Origin of the sequence: Pseudomonas neuropathica, from assembly GCF_015461835.1 — a bacterium.
Taxonomy (GTDB): Bacteria; Pseudomonadota; Gammaproteobacteria; order Pseudomonadales; family Pseudomonadaceae; genus Aquipseudomonas; species Aquipseudomonas neuropathica.
Genome location: NZ_JACOPX010000011.1, coordinates 189095 through 208339, shown reverse-complemented (window position 1 = coordinate 208339; position 19245 = coordinate 189095). Strand labels below are relative to the sequence as shown.

Below are 19245 nucleotides of genomic sequence, written 5' to 3'. Positions count from 1 at the left end.
CCGGCTCTCAGCCGGGCTAATGGCATTTGCGTAAAACGCTTGATGCTTCAACGTCGAAGCCGCACACGCGACCAAGACGAATCTGCTTCACACGTCAGACCTGGCTCTTTTGCCAGCGGTGCACGTCTTTTCTGACGAGCCTTTCAAGGCTACTGACGAGCACACCCACTGATTCCTCTTACGACGATCAGCCCAAGGCACCTGCATGCGTGCCCGCTTTATTGAGCTATCCGAGGCCCTGAACCGGCCGTCAGCGGATTCAGCGCAACACTTTCAAATAGTCGATGACTGATGAGTACTAACGTCAGTGGATTTTCGGCAGATACACTTCCCGACAGCGATTACGCAGACGACACCGGTCGAGCCGCACATTTTGCGTGCTTCAGACAATGACCCGCGTCCGGCAGCCTTTCGCATCGGACTTATTACAGCGCAGACGACGAGAACGCCATGGCCGGGCTGATTCCCCAGAGCTTCATTGACGACCTGCTGAACCGCACCGACATCGTCGATGTGGTCAGTTCGCGCGTGCAATTGAAGAAGGCCGGCAAGAACTACACCGCCTGTTGCCCGTTTCACAAAGAGAAAACCCCGTCTTTCAGCGTCAGCCCCGACAAGCAGTTCTATTACTGTTTCGGCTGCGGCGCCGGCGGCAATGCCCTCGGCTTTCTCATGGATCACGACAACCTGGATTTCCCCCAGGCCGTCGAGGATCTGGCGAAAGCTGCCGGCATGGAAATTCCTCGCGAAGAAAGCGGCCGCGAGCGCAAGCCACGGCAACCGACTGATTCGCCGCTGTATCCGCTGCTCACCGCCGCCGCCGACTTTTACCGGCAGGCGCTCAAGAGCCATCCGGCACGCAAAGCTGCGGTGGATTACCTCAAGGGACGCGGCCTGACTGGCGAGATCGCCCGGGATTTCGGCCTCGGTTTCGCGCCGCCGGGCTGGGACAACCTGTTCAAGCACTTGAGCAGCGATACATTGCAGCAGAAGGCCATGATCGACGCTGGCCTGCTGATCGAGAACGCCGAAACCGGCAAACGCTATGACCGCTTCCGCGATCGCGTAATGTTCCCGATCCGCGACACCCGCGGGCGGATCATCGCTTTCGGTGGCCGCGTACTCGGCGACGACAAGCCGAAATACCTGAACTCACCGGAAACCCCGGTATTCCATAAAGGCCAGGAACTCTACGGTCTCTATGAAGCACGCAAGAACAACCGCAACCTCGACGAAATCATCGTCGTCGAAGGCTACATGGACGTCATCGCCCTCGCCCAGCAGGGGCTGAAGAATGCCGTCGCGACGCTGGGCACCGCGACCAGCGAAGAACATTTGAAGCGCCTGTTCCGCGTCGTACCGAACGTATTGTTCTGTTTCGACGGTGACCAGGCCGGCCGTAACGCCGCCTGGCGCGCGCTCGAAGCTACGCTTTCAAGCCTGCAAGACGGGCGCCGCGCACGGTTCCTGTTTCTGCCCGAAGGCGAAGACCCGGATACCTTGGTGCGCGCCGAAGGCACTGACGCCTTCAAGGCCCGGATCAATCAGCACGCTCAGCCACTGGCGGATTATTTCTTCCAGCAATTGACCGAAGAAGCCGATCCGCGCTCGCTCGAAGGCAAGGCCCACATGGCCACCCTCGCCGCACCGCTGATCGACAAAGTGCCGGGCGCCAACCTGCGCATTCTGATGCGTCAACGCCTGACCGAAATCACCGGCCTGAGCAGCGAAACCGTCAGTCAGCTGGCACAAAGCGCACCGCAGGAAGCGCCGCCTGCCTACGATCCGGGCATCGATTACGACGCAATGCCTGACTACAGCGACTACCATCAGCCGCAGGCACAGGACATGTATGTGCCGCAGCAGGAGTGGACGCCCAAGAAGCCCGGCGCTGGCGGCAAGAAGTGGGACAAAAAGCCCTGGGACAAGAACGGCAAACGTGGCGGTGATCGCGATCAGCAGCGCCCGCGCACACCGATTGGCGTCGAGTCGCCAACCCTGACCGCCCTGCGCACACTGCTTCATCACCCGCAATTGGCCAAGCGCGTCGAAGATGCCGGGCACATTGCGGACGAGAATCAGACCAACGCCCAGTTACTTGTGGCGCTGCTCGAAGCCGTACAGAAGAATCCCAAGCTAAACTCTTTTCAGTTGATCGCGCGATGGCACGGCACTGAACAGGGTCGCCTGCTCAAGGCACTGGCAGAAAAGGAATGGCTGATTGACGGAGATAACCTTGAACAACAGTTTTTCGACACCATTACTAGCTTGTCAGCCCGCCAACGCGAGCGAAATCTGGAACAGTTGCTCAGGAAAGCGCGTCAAAGCGAACTGAGCATTGAAGAGAAAAACCAACTGCGCGACCTACTAAGTCGCAATGTTTCCGCATCAAACCCGACCTCAACTGGCGCGTGAGGTCATAGCTCAGGTATAATCCTCGGCTTGTTTTTTGCCCGCCAAGACCTTCAGTGGATAGGGTGTTATGTCCGGAAAAGCGCAACAGCAGTCTCGTATTATTGAGTTGATCAAACTGGGTCGTGAGCAGAAGTATCTGACTTACGCCGAGGTCAACGACCACCTGCCCGAGGATATTTCAGATCCTGAGCAGGTGGAAGACATCATCCGCATGATTAACGACATGGGGATCCCCGTACACGAGAGTGCTCCGGATGCGGACGCCCTTATGTTGGCCGACGCCGATACCGACGAGGCCGCTGCGGAAGAAGCAGCCGCTGCGTTGGCAGCGGTGGAGACCGATATCGGTCGCACCACTGACCCTGTGCGCATGTACATGCGTGAAATGGGTACGGTCGAGCTTCTGACTCGTGAAGGCGAAATCGAAATCGCCAAGCGTATCGAAGAGGGCATCCGTGAGGTGATGAGCGCAATCGCGCACTTCCCTGGCACGGTTGACCACATTCTCTCCGAGTACACCCGCGTCACCACCGAAGGTGGTCGCCTGTCCGACGTTCTGAGCGGTTATATCGACCCGGACGACGGCATTGCGCCGCCTGCCGAAGTGCCGCCGCCTGTCGAAGCGAAAGTGGCGAAAGCCGACGACGACACCGACGACGATGAAGCCGAATCTTCCGATGACGAAGAAGAAGCCGAAAGCGGTCCGGATCCGGTCATCGCTGCCCAGCGTTTCGGCGCCGTGGCTGACCAGATGGAAATCACCCGCAAGGCCCTGAAAAAGCACGGTCGCAACAACAAGGCAGCGATTGCCGAGTTGCTCGCACTGGCCGAGCTGTTCATGCCGATCAAACTGGTGCCGAAGCAATTCGAAGGCCTGGTCGAGCGTGTCCGCAGTGCCCTGGATCGTCTGCGTCAGCAAGAGCGCGCGATCATGCAACTGTGCGTACGTGATGCACGTATGCCACGCGCCGATTTCCTGCGTCAGTTCCCGAGCAACGAAGTCGACGAAAGCTGGTCCGACGCCTTGGCCAAAGGCAAGAGCAAATACGCCGAAGCCATTGGTCGCGTGCAACCGGACATCATTCGTTGCCAGCAGAAACTGATCGCGCTGGAAACCGAAACCGGTCTGACCATCGCAGAAATCAAGGACATCAACCGTCGCATGTCGATCGGTGAGGCCAAGGCCCGCCGCGCGAAGAAAGAGATGGTTGAAGCCAACCTGCGTCTGGTGATCTCGATCGCCAAGAAGTACACCAACCGTGGCCTGCAATTCCTCGATCTGATCCAGGAAGGCAACATCGGCCTGATGAAAGCGGTGGACAAGTTCGAATACCGTCGTGGTTACAAGTTCTCGACTTATGCCACCTGGTGGATCCGTCAGGCGATCACTCGCTCGATCGCCGACCAGGCCCGCACCATCCGTATTCCGGTGCACATGATCGAGACGATCAACAAGCTCAACCGTATTTCCCGGCAGATGTTGCAGGAAATGGGTCGCGAACCGACCCCGGAAGAGCTGGGCGAACGCATGGAAATGCCTGAGGACAAGATCCGCAAGGTATTGAAGATCGCTAAAGAGCCGATCTCCATGGAAACCCCGATCGGTGATGACGAAGACTCCCATCTGGGTGACTTCATCGAAGACTCGACCATGCAGTCGCCAATCGATGTCGCCACTGTTGAGAGCCTCAAAGAAGCGACTCGCGAAGTACTCTCCGGCCTCACCGCCCGTGAAGCCAAAGTACTGCGCATGCGTTTCGGTATCGACATGAACACCGACCACACACTCGAAGAAGTGGGCAAACAGTTTGACGTAACGCGTGAGCGGATCCGTCAGATCGAAGCCAAGGCGCTGCGCAAGCTGCGCCACCCGACGCGAAGCGAGCATCTGCGCTCCTTCCTCGACGAGTGATACCAGAACCCCCGGCCCAGGCCGGGGGTTTTGTTTATATGGCAGATTAAATCCTTCGCAACGCCCCTCCCCCGCGTACCCCGTCTACACTCGAAACAATCATCCCCGAGCCATAACGAGAGCGTTATGCCCAGATTGGCGTCCGTGCTTTTTTTGCTGTCACTGATGATCTGGACCGCAACGGCTGACGCGCTGACTCTGACCGATGAAGAACGTAGCTGGCTGGCGGCTCACCCGGACTTGCGCCTGGGTGTCGATGCGTCGTGGCCGCCCTTTGAATTTCGCGACGACCAGAACCGCTATCAGGGCCTGGCGGCGGACTATATCGACGTGATTCGCCAACGCCTGGCAATTAAGTTGACGCCCATCGAACCGGTGAGCTGGACGGTGGTGCTCGAACAGGTCAAATCGGGCAAGATCGACCTCCTGCCCGGCATCATGTCCACCCCCGAGCGTCAGACCTACCTGTCGTTCACCCGCCCGTATCTTGATTTTCCGATCGTCATTCTCGCCCACATCGGCGGCGCGCAACCGCGCAAGCTCGACGACCTGTACGGTTTGAAGATCGCCGTGGTGGAAAACTACGCGCCCCACGAACTGCTGCGCACCCACCACCCCGATCTGAACCTGGTGGCCATGCCCAATGTCAGTTCGGCATTGCAGGCGTTGGCGACCGACGAAGTGGACGCCGTCGTCGGTGACCTCGCGTCCAGCGTCTGGAGCCTGCGCCAGCTCAAGCTCGACGGGCTGTATGTCAGCGGCGAAACCCCTTATCGCTACCAACTGGCGATGGCCGTCCCCCGCGCCAACAAGGTACTGGTGGGAATTCTCGACAAAGTCCTCGCTGACATGAGTCCTGATGAAATCAGTAGTATTCAGGAGCATTGGGTCGGCAACGTCCTTGATCATCGGACATTCTGGTCGGACCTGCTGATCTACGGTTTACCAGGTCTGTTGCTGTTGGTGACGATTCTCGCCGTGGTGATCCGCATCAACCGCCGCCTGAGTTCGGAAATCGCCCGACGTATCGACCTCGAACAGGAACTGCGCAGCAGCGAATACCACTATCGTGGCCTGGTCGAGAGCCTGTCGGCCATCGCCTGGGAAGCGCGGATGAGCGACTTCACCTACAGCTATGTGTCGCCCCACGCCGAAGACTTGCTTGGCTATCCACAATCCCATTGGTTGATTCCCGGTTTCTGGCACAACATCATTCACCCGGCCGATCTGACCCGTACACAAAGTTACTGCAAAGAAGCGCTTCGCCAGGGTCGCGATCACATCGTCGACTATCGGGTGATAACCGCTGATGGCCGCTGCCTGTGGGTGCGCGACATCGTCAGCCTGATCGAGCATGGCCATGAGCCGGTGATGCGCGGCCTGATGATCGACATCAGCGAAATCAAGCGCACCGAAGAGGCGCTGCGACTCTCGGAGCAAAAGTTCGCCTCGGTGTTTCAGCAATGCCCGGACATTCTGGTGATTGCACGGCTGTCCGATGGCTGCCTGCTGGAGGTCAACGAAGCGTTTGAAGAACAGATCGGACTGAAAGCCGAAGAAGTGCTGGGCCAAACGGCGACCGAGCTGAATATCTGGGGGATTCCTGGCGTCGGTCCCGGATTGCTGCAGCGCCTTCAGGCAGGCAGCATTCGTAATCTGGAGATGCCGTTTCGCCGCAACAATGGCCAACTGTTTACCGGCCTGATTTCCGCCGAGCCGTTTGATCTGGACACTACACCCGCGCTTGTCGTCGTAGTACGAGACATTACCCAACTCAAGGAGACCCAACAGCAACTGCAAACCTCCGAAGAGAAATTTGCCAAAGCCTTCCATGCTTCGCCGGACGGCTTGCTGTTGTCACGCCAGAGCGACGGCCTGCTGCTGGAGGTCAACGAAGGATTCAGCCGTATCACCGGTTTCAATAGCGCCATGTCGGTGGATCGCTCGGCACTGGATCTGGGAATCTGGGTCAACCTCAACGAACGCAAACAGATGCTCGATCTGTTGCATCGCGACGGCTTCGTCCGTGACTTCACCTGCCATATCCGCCGCAGTGACGGGCAGATCCGCCTCTGTGAAGTATCCAGCCGTCCGCTGCCGATTGGCGAAGATGACTGCATGCTGACCATCGCCCGCGACATTACCGAGCGGCATCTGATGCAGGAAAAACTGCAACAGGCCGCCACCGTGTTCGAAAGTACCGCTGAAGGCGTATTGATCACCGACACCCAACAACACATCAGTGCGGTCAATCGCGCTTTCACCGAAATCACCGGCTACAGCGAAAGCGAAGCGCTCGGGCATACACCGCGTCTGCTCGCCTCTGGTCTGCACGACAGCGCGTTCTACGCGGCAATGTGGCACCAGTTGACCGATGAAGGCCACTGGCAAGGCGAGATCTCCAACCGACGCAAGAACGGCGAGCTGTACCCAAGCTGGCTGACCATCAGCGCCGTGCGCAATCGAGACAGGTTTATTACCCACTTTGTCGCGGTGTTTGCCGACATCTCCAGCCTCAAACATGCACAAGCCAAACTCGACTATCAGGCGCACCACGACCCGCTCACTGGCCTGCCGAACCGCACGCTGTTCGAAAACCGTTTGCTGATGGCACTGAACAACCAGCAGGAAAACGGCAGTCAGGGCGCCGTGCTGTTTCTCGATCTCGACCGCTTCAAACACATCAATGACAGCCTCGGCCACCCGGTCGGCGACCTGCTGCTCAAGGGCATCGCCGTGCGCCTGAAGGAGCAATTGCGAGACATCGATACCGTGGCGCGTCTGGGCGGTGACGAATTCATCATTCTGTTACCCGGCCTGCAACAGGCCAGCGACGCCGATAACATCGCCACCAAACTGCTCAACTGCTTCGGTGCGCCATTCCAGGCCGGTGAGCATGAGTTCTTCATCAGTGCCAGCATCGGCACCAGCCTCTATCCTCGAGACGGTTGCGACGTCGCTACGCTGGTGAAAAACGCCGACGCGGCGATGTACCGCTCCAAGGCCAAGGGTCGCAACCGCGTCGAGAGCTACACCCGCGACCTCACCGCCCAGGCCAGCGAGCGCATCGCGCTGGAGCATGAACTGCGTCGGGCCATCGAGCGCGATGAACTGTTTCTCTACTACCAACCAAAAATCAGCCTCGACGATCATCGTCTGGTCGGTGCCGAAGCGCTGATCCGCTGGCGTCACCCGACCTTCGGCGACGTGCCACCAGAGCACTTCATTCCGCTGGCCGAAGAGAACGGCATGATCCTGCAGATCGGTGACTGGGTGCTCGAGACGGCGTGCCGGCAAATGTTCGAATGGAGTCAGGTCTACGACAGCCTCGGCCCGCTGTCGGTGAACCTCGCCGGTGCGCAACTGCGTCAGCCGAATCTGCTCGGACGCATCGAACAGCTGCTCAACGACAACCGCCTGCAGCCGGATTTACTGCAACTGGAAATTACCGAGAATTTCATCATGAGTCAGGCCGAAGAGGCGTTGGCGGTGTTACACCAGCTCAAACACCTCGGCGTTCAATTGGCGATTGATGACTTCGGCACCGGATATTCTTCGCTCAGTTACCTCAAACGGCTGCCGCTGGACATTCTCAAAATCGACCAGTCATTCGTTCGCGGACTGCCCGACGACCCTCACGACGCGGCCATTGTCCGGGCCATCATCGCGCTGGGCCGGAGCATGCAATTCACGGTTATCGCCGAGGGCGTGGAAACCCAGGCGCAACAACAATTTCTTGCCGCCGAAGGCTGTGAACAGATCCAGGGCTACATCGTCAGCCTGCCGCTGCCGCCGGAAGAATTCGCAGCAACGTTTCTTCGTGTAACCGTATCGGATTTTTCGGATAGCACAGCCGAGAAACCGTCGCTATAATCCGCGACCTACTGAGGGCCTATAGCTCAGTTGGTTAGAGCAGAGGACTCATAATCCTTTGGTCCACGGTTCAAGTCCGTGTGGGCCCACCAAACCTGAAAGCCGCGCAAATGCGCGGCTTTTGCGTATCTGAAGCGAAAAAATGCGGCTCCTTAAATCGCGTAATAGCTTGTTCCGTCCATCATCTGTCCACTCGTGTGCACTGATGCTGCAACAGACACATCACCTTTCGCACTCCCACCGTCAAGGCCTTCAACCCGCGTATTTGCTAAAAGGTGAAGGTTTCTGCTTACATGACGGCGGCCTTTAACCAGCGCGCGGCACCGGCATTTGCTTCGCGACACTTGATACTGGCTCACCAGCGGCACCCGGACTTGAGGCCTGCCGAGCTTTGCGCCGCTATCGCCCTTTTGCAAGGATTCGCAAAATGAGTGGTAAACCTGCTGCACGCGTTACAGATCCGACCGCCTGTCCATTGCCCGGACATGCAACCAACCCGATCGTTGCGGGTTCCCCCGATGTGATGTTCGAAGGCCTGCAGGCCGCAAGACTGAACGACGCCACCGCTTGCGGAGGCCACATTGCTTCAGGAGTATCCTCCACCGTTTTCATCAACGGCCAACCCGCCGCCATGCTTGGCAGCGTCACCGACCACGGTGCACCGGTCATTCAGGGCGCGAGCACGATCATCATCGGCGACACGCACACTCCCGCGCCCTTCATCCCGATCCCGTCTCTACCCGCGCCATTCTCCGGGCGCTTTCAATTGATCAACCAGGAAACCGGCAAGCCCATGGCTGGCCGCAAGGTCAAGGTCTGGTCCTCCTCCGGCACCAGCTTCTTCGACACCACGGATGCCGAGGGTATGACCCGTTGGGTCAAGGATAAATCGCCGCAAACCCTTCATATCGACCTTGTGCAGGGTGAAAGCAATGACTGAACCGTCCGTATCCCAAGGTGGCATGAAACCAGAGGGTCAGATGAACCCTGTCAGCGTCTTGGAACCCAAACTCGACCCGCAGGACCGGGAAGTACTTTGCTCGGCGATGTGTCACTGCAGCGCTACGCCGAACATCAGCAAGGACGGCAAGAGCCTCAAGCAGTCCTGTGTCGCGCAACGTTTGGGCGAGCTGGACGAACTTCTGCAAGGAAGAAGTCCGTACAAACCGGAAATCAGTTACGACATGACCAAAGAACCTCCGGTGCCGATTCTGGATAGTCAGACAGGCACTAACCCGCATGGCTGGATTCCGGGCTGGATCGAGAAGTACTGGGATGCAGATCCTGAGCATCCACCGTTCGTGAAAAACAGCGGCATGATTCGACGACCCGATGTGCTCGTCCTGAATAACCCGAGGGGAGCACCCACCCAAGACAATATCAAAGTGCTGGTGGAGATGAAGTTCCCCCCGGACCCGGAAGATCCCGAGCAAGCTCAAGCTTATGAAAGGATCGCAGGCAGTGGAAAGAAGGTCGTGATAATGAGCCCTGAAGACTGTGACTGCAGTCAAAAAAAACAGACATCCAAAATCCCGGTCGAGCAACTCGGATGGGCAGCAGCGATCGCCAGCGCCATCTTGTATGTGGTGAGCCGCGGACGCAGCCCTCGACCCATGCTGCCTGCGTATTAAGTTGATGGAGCACACAATGGAACAACCATTCGACATGGCTGCAGAGTTGATCAAGCAGCCCAATGTACTGGAAGTACCGGGCAGTCTGCTGATGAAAGGCGGGCCCGGGGACTATATCGGCGCTGTTCTCTGTTTACGCGCAACGCTGTACATCAAGGATGCCCATACTCCCTTGGTTCGCGAGGCGCTGTGCAAATGCTTCGACGAGTTCCAGGCATTGGCTGCGGATCATTTGACCTGGGTCGTACGGGACAGCCCACCTCAGGGAGAACGTGTAACGCCATACGATCAGGCGCGTACGCTGCGCAAAATGATGGAACCTATGGGAGAGAACGACTTCCTGAGCTTCCATTACACCAGCGGCAAACAGTCCAAAGATGCGAGCGCATGGCTTTTCAGCATTCTGGGACCTCGTGCCTGGCAAGCCAACATGGGGAACAATATCGGTGTACTGGAGTTTTCGGTACCGCTGTTGTTCCAGGAACAAAATCCGCTGAGCTTCTTGAAGCTGTTCCATGGATTCGCACGACGACTGAACCCACAACAAGGCTACGCAGGCCATGCGTTCAATCTGTCGATCGGCAATCAGGATGACAATCAGCCCACTGAGGCTTTCATGGCCGCGCGTATGCCGGGTCTGGATGTGGGCTCCGCATTCTTGCTGTCGGGTCGTAAAACCTTCAAGCAAGCCAAGATTAAAACGGTCAGTTGGCTCACACTTTTAGATAATGAACGCCTTGAGTCGGCCGGCGGCCTGGAAGCTTTGCGAGCACAGCTACCCGCTAGCCATTTCGCGTTTTATGCCTACGACGAAGGTGTGATCATCCAGTCGGGCGCTCACCCGTACATAGCCGGTGATGGCGAGGATCTGAGACCAGCGCCATATGTACTGATAAACCATCTGCTCAAACCTGTTCGCTACGAGTCTGTCGAGTCGCTGCATGGCAACAGTCACGCGGGGGAGTTGAGGTTGGTCGGATGGTCAGCCGATCAGTGGCTTAAACGCCTGGATGTTGACGACAGTTCGATTACAGACTGGCGCCTCAAGTTGCTGCGCGACGAACCGCATCTGGACTCGACAAATACGCTGGCAGAACGCTTGTAGCGGTCTGCGCGCAGAAAAAATCCGACGCTCGCTGCACATGCTGAACCGCCCGTGATGGGCGGTTTTTTTTCCGTGTGTTTTTCTGCTCATGAGATCACCCTCCTGTAAATCAACCATTAACCAGTTCGTTACTTCAGTATCCAGGCCCCACAGCCGTGGCGCATCTGATGATCCGAAAAGGGAGTTTTCATGGTTGATGTCACTCGACGCTCATTCGTTGGATTTGCTGCGACGCTGCCGTTACTGGCCCACAACCCCTGGGCACAGGCTCACATTGAAACCACCTCGACAGCAGCAACTTCTGATGACGTGCTGATCAACTTCAACGAAAGTCCTTGGGGACCCTCAGCGGCAGCCCGGCACGCGATGCAGGAAGGTATCGCCCTGTCGGGACGTTATCCCTACAAGATCCAGTACCGACTCAATGCACTGTTTGCCCGCCAGCAAGGCATTCCCGAGGATTTCGTCCAGACCTATTGCGGCTCCAAACAGGCCTTGCAGCATGCGGTGCATGCCTTCACGCAGCAGGGCAGTCTGGTGGTCGCCGCCCCCTCCTACGAAGATCCCGCCCAAGCGGCTCGCGGCAGGAAAGTCACTGTCCACGAGGTGCCCCTGAACGCCGAGCACGCCCACGACCTGCCGCGCATGCTGGCTGCCGACCCTCGGCCCGGTTTGATCTATATCTGCAACCCGAACAATCCGACTGGCACTCTCACGGCTCGCAGCGATATCGAACGTGCCTTGAAGGACAAACCCAAAGGCTCGATTCTGTTGGTCGATGAGGCCTACATTGATTTTTCGCAGGCCACGACGTGCATTCCCCTGATCAAGGATCACCCCGACCTGCTGGTGCTGCGTACCTTTTCGAAAATCTACGGCATGGCCGGTGCAAGGCTAGGCATCGCGGTGGGCAATCCGGTGTTGCTGGAACAACTGGAGGTGTTCGGCAACTACAACGTCCCGGCCACATCGTCCCTGCTGGGAGCAATCGCCAGCCTTGAAGACGCGTCGTTGTTGAGCCAAAGGAAACACAACAATACGCGCCTGCGCGAGGAAACCGTCGCGTGGCTGAATGCGCGCGGTTTTCGTTGCACAGCGTCCCAGGCCAATTGCTTCATGATCGATGTCAGACGCCCGGCGAGTGACATAGTCAAGGCTTTGGCCGAGCGTCGCGTGCATGTCGGTCGCGTCTGGAAAGAATGGCCGACCTGGGTTCGGGTGAGTGTCGGCACGGACGATGACATGCACCGGTTCCGAGAGGCGTTTGCCGAGGTTATGGCCTAAGCAACACGGGCGTGAAGTAACGGTCAGTTTTCAGCAGTTCAATATCGTCGGCACGCAGATGAAAACCCGATCATCGCCTGCAAGCGCCCGCTCTATTGAGCCTGTAACATGCGCAAGCCACCGATTCGCGCCAATGGAGCCGCCCCTTGCCAGACATCCGCCCGCCCGTGCTTGATGAAATCGACCGTCAGCTGATCGCCGCCCTGCAGATCAATGCCCGTGAAAGCGTAGCCATGCTCGCGCGGCAATTGGGCATCGCGCGCACCACTGTGACGTCGCGTCTGGCGCGGCTGGAAAAAGCCAAAGTGATCACCGGTTATGGCGTGCGTCTCGGCCAGCGAGTGGTCGATGGCGGGTTGCAGGCGTATGTCGGGATCAAGGTGCAGCCGCGCTCCGGCAAAGAGGTGTTGCGCCGGTTGAGTGCGATGGCGCAGGTACAGCAGCTGTGTGCCGTGAGTGGCGAGTTTGATTATGTGGCGTGGTTGCGCACCGATTCGCCGGAGCAGCTGGATCAGTTGCTCGACCAGATTGGCAGTGTGGACGGGGTGGAGAAGACGACGACGTCGATCATTTTGAGTAGCAAGATTGATCGGGGGCAGCCGGTTTAAGGTCTTGATCGGGCTTCTCGGCTGGATTTCAGGGCCTCTTCGCGAGCAGGCCTCTCCTACACTTTGGTCCATATGCAGTCTTTGATCGTCATATTGATCTGCTAATTGGCAAAACGACGACATTTTGCGTCTTATTAACGTGTTCTACGCTCCCTAAAATGGCAGGCATCTTTTCCTATACTCAGACGCGCATCCTGCGTCGGGTCGCCAGCAAGGTCAGCCATGAACAAGAACAATCGCCATCCTGCAGACGGTAAGAAACCAGTCACCATTTTCGGCCCGGACTTTCCGTTCGCGTTCGACGACTGGATCGAGCACCCGGCCGGTCTCGGCACTATTCCTGAACATCATCATGGCGCTGAAGTGGCGATCGTCGGCGCTGGCATCGCCGGCCTGGTAGCGGCTTACGAGCTGATGAAGCTTGGCCTGAAACCGGTGGTCTACGAGGCTTCGAAGCTCGGCGGACGTCTGCGCTCGCAAGCGTTCAACGGCACTGACGGCATCGTCGCGGAACTGGGCGGCATGCGCTTCCCGGTATCCTCCACCGCGTTCTATCACTACGTCGACAAGCTCGGCCTGGAAACCAAACCTTTCCCGAACCCGCTGACGCCGGCCTCCGGCAGCACCGTGATCGACCTGGAAGGCAAAACCCATTACGCACAAAAACTGGCGGATCTTCCTGCACTGTTTCAGGAAGTGGCTGACGCCTGGGCGGACGCACTGGAAGCCGGCTCGCAGTTCGCCGATATCCAGCAAGCCATCCGCGATCGCGATGTGCCGCGTCTGAAAGAACTTTGGAATACCTTGGTGCCGCTGTGGGACGACCGCACGTTCTACGACTTCGTCGCCACCTCAGAGGCCTTCGCCAGACTGTCGTTCCATCACCGCGAAGTATTCGGGCAGGTCGGTTTCGGCACCGGCGGCTGGGATTCCGACTTCCCCAACTCGATGCTGGAAATCTTCCGCGTGGTGATGACCAATTGCGACGATCACCAGCACCTCGTGGTCGGTGGCGTCGAGCAAGTACCGCAAGGCATCTGGCGGCATGTACCAGAGCGTTGCGTGCACTGGCCGGAAGGCACCAGCCTGAAATCCCTGCACCGTGGCGCACCGCGCTCGGGGGTGAAGAAAATCGCTCACGCGCCCGATGGCCGTTTCGCGGTCACCGACAATAATGGCGACACTCGCGAATACGCCGCTGTGCTGACCACTTGCCAGAGCTGGCTGCTGACCACCCAGATCGAATGCGACGAAACCCTGTTCTCGCAGAAGATGTGGATGGCCCTCGACCGCACCCGCTATATGCAATCGTCGAAGACTTTCGTGATGGTCGACCGGCCATTCTGGAAAGACAAAGACCCGGAAACCGGCCGCGACCTGATGAGTATGACCCTCACCGATCGCTTGACCCGCGGCACTTATCTGTTCGACAACGGCGACGACAAACCGGGGGTGATCTGCCTGTCGTACTCGTGGATGAGCGACGCCTTGAAGATGCTCCCGCACCCGGTGGAAAAACGCGTTGAGCTGGCGTTGAACGCGCTGAAGAAGATCTACCCGAAAGTCGACATCGCCGCGCGCATCATCGGCGATCCGATCACCGTGTCGTGGGAAGCCGATCCGTACTTTCTCGGTGCGTTCAAGGGCGCCCTGCCCGGCCACTATCGCTACAACCAGCGCATGTACGCGCACTTCATGCAGGACGAGATGCCCGCCGAGCAGCGCGGGATTTTCATCGCTGGCGACGATGTGTCGTGGACACCGGCGTGGGTTGAAGGCGCGGTGCAGACGTCGCTCAACGCGGTGTGGGGGATCATGAAGCATTTCGGCGGTTCGACACATAAAGCGAACCCGGGCCCGGGTGATGTGTTCAAAGACATCGGCCCTATCGCCCTGCCCGAGTAAGAGGAATCCCTGATGCGTGTAGCCCTTTACCAATGTCCACCGCTGCCCCTGGACCCCGCCGCCAACCTGCAACGCCTGCATCAAGTGGCGATGGAGGCCAAAGGCGCCGATCTGCTGGTGCTGCCGGAGATGTTCATGACCGGCTACAACATTGGCGCCGAAGCGGTCAGCACCCTGGCGGAGGTCTACAACGGGGAATGGGCACAGCAGATCGGCCGCATTGCAAAGTCGGCCGGTTTGGCGATTCTCTACGGTTACCCCGAGCGCACGGCCGACGGGCAGATCTACAACGCCGTGCAGTTGATAGACGCCAACGGTGAGCGCCTGTGCAATTACCGCAAGACGCACCTGTTCGGTGACCTTGATCGCTCGATGTTCAGCCCCGGTGAAGGCGATTTTCCGGTGGTTGAACTGAACGGCTGGAAACTCGGTTTCCTGATCTGCTACGACCTGGAATTCCCGGAGAACGCCCGACGCCTGGCCCTCGACGGCGCCGAGCTGATTCTGGTGCCGACGGCGAACATGATTCCATTTGATTTCGTCGCCGACGTCACCGTGCGTTCCCGGGCTTTCGAAAACCAGTGCTACGTGGCCTACGCCAACTATTGCGGCCATGAAGGCGAAATCCATTACTGTGGGCAAAGCAGCATCGCCGCGCCGGACGGCAGCCGCATCGCCCAGGCGGGTCTGGACGAAGCGTTGATTGTCGGCGAACTGGATCGGCAGTTGATGATCGATTCGCGTGCGGCCAATCGCTACCTCAGCGACCGCCGCCCGGAGCTTTACGGCGCGCTGAACAAGCGCTAATCCGCTAGCATGGGCACTTCACTGTTCTGGAAGTGCCCATGCCTGCGCTGACTCACCCCCGCCCCCACACCGAAACCCTGGCCAACGGCTTGCGCGTGACCCTGCGTCATGTGCCAGGCCTAAAGCGCAGTGCCGCTGCCCTGCGGGTGGCTGCCGGTAGCCATGACGTGCCATTGGCGTGGCCGGGGCTGGCGCATTTCCTCGAGCATTTGCTGTTTCTCGGCACTGAGCGTTTTCCGGCGGACGAAGGGTTGATGGCCTATGTGCAGCGCCACGGTGGCCAAGTGAATGCCAGCACTGGCGAACGCACCACTGACTTTTTCTTTGAGCTGCCGACGCGCTCGTTCAGCGAGGGGTTGGAGCGTCTGTCAGACATGCTCGCCAAGCCGCGTATGAATCTGGACGATCAACTGCGGGAACGAGAAGTGTTGCAGGCGGAATTTGTCGCCTGGTCGCAAGATCCTGCGGCTCAGCAGCAGTTTGCGTTGTATGAGGGTTTACCGGCAGAGCATCCGTTGCGCGGATTTCATGCGGGGAATCGGGACAGCCTGAAAGTGGAATTGCCAGCGTTTCAGCAGGCGTTGAAGGATTTCCACCAGCAGTTCTATCGCACCGGACAAATGAGCTTGAGCCTGGTGGGGCCGCAAAGCCTTGAAGAGCTGCGCGCACTGGCCGAGCAGTTCGCAGCGGGTTTACCGGCTGGGGATAAAATTGCGCAGGCTGCGCCCCTGCAACTGACGGTGAAAAGTTATCAACAGGCCGCTGAGCGACGCGCCAATCTGTTGTTTGCGTTCGATGATTTGCCGGAGTCTTCCGCCGAGGCAATGGCATTCCTCTGCCACTGGCTGAACAGTGCCAAGCCCGGTGGGTTGCTGGCGCATCTGCAGGAACAGAATCTGGCGGATGATCTGAAAGCCGCACCACTGTACTGCTTTGCCGGGCAAGCCTTGCTGCATCTGGCATTCATCGCACCAGCCGAATCAATGAACGTCATTAGCGAACGCGCAAAGGATTGGCTGAGCTTCTTCGCGCAACAGGATTGGACGCCGCTGCGGACGGAATACACGGCTCTAGTTCAGCGCCAGCAACAAGTCAGCGGCGCGCTGCAACTGGCACGACTCGACAGCGAGCGACAAGAGAGTGGTCTGTCCGACAGCGGCATCAGCGCGCTCAAACATCTGCTCCGTGAAATAGGTGTTGTGGATAACTTCAGCGCTCACTGGCGATTACCCGCTGCCAATCCATTTCTGCGCGCCAGCGAACCGCTCGCCAATGCGGGCCTGATTCGCGGCCAGACCAGCGCCCACCGTGGCCTTCGTACATTTGCTCAGGATCGCTCGCGCGGCCGTCGCGAACGCTCGCCGATGCAGTTCAGCCAAGTCTTGCCGGACAGCGGTGATGACGGCGCGATTTACCTGCGTTGGCAGGTTGAGTCTGCCGCCAGCCCTGATCTGCACTCGAGATTGCAACGCAGTCTCCGGCAAACTCAGCAAGACACGCGCGAGGCTGGAGTCGAGTTGTCTCTCAGCACCACAGGGCATCAATGGTTGCTCAAGCTCACCGGCCTGCAGGAGCCAATGCCCAGCGTCCTGGAGCATGCGCTGAAATGTCTGACGCAAGTTGACGCCGATTCGTTGCGTAGTGAGGCGGAAACGCCGCTGATCCCCATTCGCCAGTTGCTGAAAGCGCTGCCGGAACAGGCGCTGGAATCAGCTAAAACCAGCGACGACGCCCAACAGTTGTGGACAACTTCGCATTGGGACGGCCTCGCGTTGGGACTGAGCCAACAGACCCAGTCCGCCATGGGCCTGGCCCTGAGCCGGGTTCCCGGCATCCCGGACAACCATCTGGCAGAGCCGGCGGCAATCACCGCGCAAAAACACTGGCGCCATGTCGATACCGCCTCCAGCGAACACGCCGTGCTGTTGTTCTGCCCCGCCGCCAGCCGCGACATCGTCGAGGACGCCGCGTGGCGACTGTTGGCGCAGGTGTGCCAGACGCCGTTCTACCAGCGCCTGCGCGTCGAATTGCAATTGGGCTATGCGGTTTTCAGTGCGCTTCGCCAGATGAATGGCCAAACCGCCCTGCTGTTCGGCGTGCAATCTCCGAGCGCCAGACCTGCGGAGTTGCTCGAGCACATTCAACAGTTCCTCAAAGGTATGCCCGCGCTGATCGAACAACTTGATGAGGCCAGCCTCAACCAGCGGCGGCAAAACCTCGCGGATCAATTCGACGACGCCAATCTGTCCAGCAAAGACGCTGCCGAACTGCTCTGGCAGGCCAGACTCGCAGGCCACTCGTCGGATTATCTTGGGCAATTGCTCGCCGCCATTGGTCAACTCGATCGCCAGGCGTTGTTTAACGCAGCACAGCGCTTGATCAACGCCGAAGGCGGCTGGCTCTGTCTCGCCAGCGACCCCGCGCCCGGTAACCCATGGCAAACGACAAATTGATCATTACCGAGGCTGCAAGGAGCTTTCTCGAATATTCACGGGCAAACCCGGTGAAATTTTGAGTAACATAGCCGCCTAACTATTTGGAACATCTTTGCGCTGCCGTGGACTATACCTATGGACAGCGCTATCCCATCCACCCTGAAGGAGACACCCATGTCCTGGACAAAACCTGCTTACACCGACCTGCGTATCGGCTTCGAAGTCACCATGTACTTCGCCAGCCGCTGAGTTCTGCTTACGTAGAATCGCAGTGCAACGCCTCGGCTCGCCGGGGCGTTTTATTTTCCGCGTTGAAATGATGGAGTGTTCATGTTCGTCCAGATTCTGGGTTCGGCCGCTGGCGGCGGTTTTCCGCAGTGGAACTGCAACTGCGTCAACTGCGCAGGTTTTCGCGACGGCAGCCTGAATGCCAAGGCCCGCACCCAATCGTCCATCGCGATTTCCGACGACGGCATGAACTGGGTGCTGTGCAACGCCTCGCCGGACATCCGCGCGCAGCTGCAAAGCTTCGCCCCGATGCAACCGGGCCGCGCCCTGCGTGACACCGGCATCAGCGCGATCATTCTGATGGACAGCCAGATCGACCACACCACCGGCCTGCTCAGCCTGCGCGAAGGCTGCCCGCATCAGGTCTGGTGCACGGACATGGTTCACGAAGACCTCAGCACCGGTTTCCCGCTGTTCAAGATGCTCACCCACTGGAACGGCGGGCTGGACTGGAACCGCATCGAACTCGACCAGAGCTTCACCGTGGCGGCGTGCCCGAACCTGCGTTTCACCCCGCTGCCCCTGCGCAGCGCGGCGCCGCCGTACTCGCCGCATCGCTTTGATCCGCACCCGGGGGACAACATCGGTTTGATCGTTGAAGACCTGAACACCGGCGGCAAATTGTTCTACGCGCCGGGTCTGGGCAAAGTCGATGCGCCGTTGCTGGAGATCATGGCCGGCAGCGATTGCCTGCTGGTGGACGGCACGATGTGGGATGACGATGAAATGCAGCGCCGTGGCGTCGGCACCCGCACCGGTCGCGAGATGGGTCATCTGGCGCAGAACGGGCCTGGCGGCATGCTCGAAGTGCTGGAGCAACTGCCTGAACAGCGCAAAGTACTTATCCACATCAACAACACCAACCCGATTCTCGACGAAGATTCGCCGGAGCGCGCAGAGCTGGCGCGGCGTAATGTAGAAGTGGCGTTTGATGGCATGAGTATTGTGCTGTAAGCATTTGAGACCGCTGCGCGGTCTATCG

General features: G+C 58.8%; 13 protein-coding genes and 1 tRNA gene. All 14 read left to right on the top strand.

Features of this window, described 5'->3' with window-relative positions:
- The first annotated feature begins 450 nt into the window (after positions 1-450).
- The gene (gene dnaG / locus H8F23_RS17985; RefSeq protein WP_194935282.1) at positions 451-2415 is read left to right on the top strand and encodes a DNA primase; all 1965 of its coding nucleotides are present in this window, start codon (positions 451-453) and stop codon (positions 2413-2415) included.
- 67 nt (positions 2416-2482) lie between these two features.
- Positions 2483-4327, top strand: coding sequence for an RNA polymerase sigma factor RpoD (gene rpoD, locus H8F23_RS17980; RefSeq protein WP_093441990.1), 1845 nt, complete (start codon positions 2483-2485; stop codon positions 4325-4327).
- Positions 4328-4453: 126 nt separating this feature from the next.
- Entirely contained in the window at positions 4454-8200 is a 3747-nt protein-coding gene (locus H8F23_RS17975) for a bifunctional diguanylate cyclase/phosphodiesterase (RefSeq protein WP_194935281.1), read from the top strand.
- Positions 8201-8215: 15 nt separating this feature from the next.
- Positions 8216-8292: transfer RNA gene (locus tag H8F23_RS17970), tRNA-Ile, on the top strand.
- Positions 8293-8627: 335 nt separating this feature from the next.
- Positions 8628-9140 carry a PAAR domain-containing protein gene (locus H8F23_RS17965; RefSeq protein ID WP_194935280.1) on the top strand — a complete coding sequence of 171 codons (513 nt, stop codon included), beginning with the start codon at positions 8628-8630 and terminating at the stop codon, positions 9138-9140.
- Positions 9133-9831 carry a VRR-NUC domain-containing protein gene (locus H8F23_RS17960; protein WP_194935279.1) on the top strand — a complete coding sequence of 233 codons (699 nt, stop codon included), beginning with the start codon at positions 9133-9135 and terminating at the stop codon, positions 9829-9831. The genes H8F23_RS17965 and H8F23_RS17960 overlap by 8 nt, the downstream gene beginning before the upstream one ends.
- A 16-nt stretch (positions 9832-9847) precedes the next feature.
- Positions 9848-10936 carry a DUF3396 domain-containing protein gene (locus H8F23_RS17955; protein ID WP_194935278.1) on the top strand — a complete coding sequence of 363 codons (1089 nt, stop codon included), beginning with the start codon at positions 9848-9850 and terminating at the stop codon, positions 10934-10936.
- Between the two features lie 189 nt (positions 10937-11125).
- On the top strand, positions 11126-12220 hold the full coding sequence (gene ptaA / locus H8F23_RS17950) for a pyoverdine biosynthesis transaminase PtaA (protein ID WP_194935277.1): 1095 nt from the start codon (positions 11126-11128) through the stop codon (positions 12218-12220).
- A 146-nt stretch (positions 12221-12366) separates the two neighbouring features.
- Complete coding sequence (locus tag H8F23_RS17945) at positions 12367-12828, top strand: Lrp/AsnC family transcriptional regulator (RefSeq protein WP_007910086.1); 462 nt, start codon at positions 12367-12369, stop codon at positions 12826-12828.
- A gap of 222 nt (positions 12829-13050) precedes the next feature.
- Positions 13051-14733 carry a flavin monoamine oxidase family protein gene (locus tag H8F23_RS17940; protein WP_194935276.1) on the top strand — a complete coding sequence of 561 codons (1683 nt, stop codon included), beginning with the start codon at positions 13051-13053 and terminating at the stop codon, positions 14731-14733.
- 12 nt (positions 14734-14745) lie between these two features.
- Positions 14746-15540: a carbon-nitrogen hydrolase family protein gene (locus tag H8F23_RS17935; RefSeq protein WP_194935275.1), complete on the top strand. Its 795-nt coding sequence runs from the start codon at positions 14746-14748 to the stop codon at positions 15538-15540.
- Positions 15541-15578: 38 nt separating this feature from the next.
- Positions 15579-17993, top strand: coding sequence for a pyrroloquinoline quinone biosynthesis protein PqqF (gene pqqF, locus H8F23_RS17930; RefSeq protein WP_194935274.1), 2415 nt, complete (start codon positions 15579-15581; stop codon positions 17991-17993).
- Positions 17994-18149: 156 nt separating this feature from the next.
- A complete protein-coding gene (gene pqqA, locus H8F23_RS17925) occupies positions 18150-18224 on the top strand; it encodes a pyrroloquinoline quinone precursor peptide PqqA (protein ID WP_003422658.1) in 75 nt (24 codons plus the stop codon).
- An 81-nt stretch (positions 18225-18305) separates the two neighbouring features.
- Complete coding sequence (gene pqqB / locus H8F23_RS17920) at positions 18306-19217, top strand: pyrroloquinoline quinone biosynthesis protein PqqB (RefSeq protein WP_194935273.1); 912 nt, start codon at positions 18306-18308, stop codon at positions 19215-19217.
- Positions 19218-19245 lie beyond the last annotated feature (28 nt).

Bases quoted from the DNA above. Each gene is read 5' to 3' on its own strand.
- dnaG (WP_194935282.1), top strand. From the start codon at position 451: ATGGCCGGGCTGATTCCCCAGAGCTTCATTGACGACCTGCTGAACCGC.
- rpoD (WP_093441990.1), top strand. From the start codon at position 2,483: ATGTCCGGAAAAGCGCAACAGCAGTCTCGTATTATTGAGTTGATCAAA.
- H8F23_RS17975 (WP_194935281.1), top strand. From the start codon at position 4,454: ATGCCCAGATTGGCGTCCGTGCTTTTTTTGCTGTCACTGATGATCTGG.
- H8F23_RS17965 (WP_194935280.1), top strand. From the start codon at position 8,628: ATGAGTGGTAAACCTGCTGCACGCGTTACAGATCCGACCGCCTGTCCA.
- H8F23_RS17960 (WP_194935279.1), top strand. From the start codon at position 9,133: ATGACTGAACCGTCCGTATCCCAAGGTGGCATGAAACCAGAGGGTCAG.
- H8F23_RS17955 (WP_194935278.1), top strand. From the start codon at position 9,848: ATGGAACAACCATTCGACATGGCTGCAGAGTTGATCAAGCAGCCCAAT.
- ptaA (WP_194935277.1), top strand. From the start codon at position 11,126: ATGGTTGATGTCACTCGACGCTCATTCGTTGGATTTGCTGCGACGCTG.
- H8F23_RS17940 (WP_194935276.1), top strand. From the start codon at position 13,051: ATGAACAAGAACAATCGCCATCCTGCAGACGGTAAGAAACCAGTCACC.
- H8F23_RS17935 (WP_194935275.1), top strand. From the start codon at position 14,746: ATGCGTGTAGCCCTTTACCAATGTCCACCGCTGCCCCTGGACCCCGCC.
- pqqF (WP_194935274.1), top strand. From the start codon at position 15,579: ATGCCTGCGCTGACTCACCCCCGCCCCCACACCGAAACCCTGGCCAAC.
- pqqB (WP_194935273.1), top strand. From the start codon at position 18,306: ATGTTCGTCCAGATTCTGGGTTCGGCCGCTGGCGGCGGTTTTCCGCAG.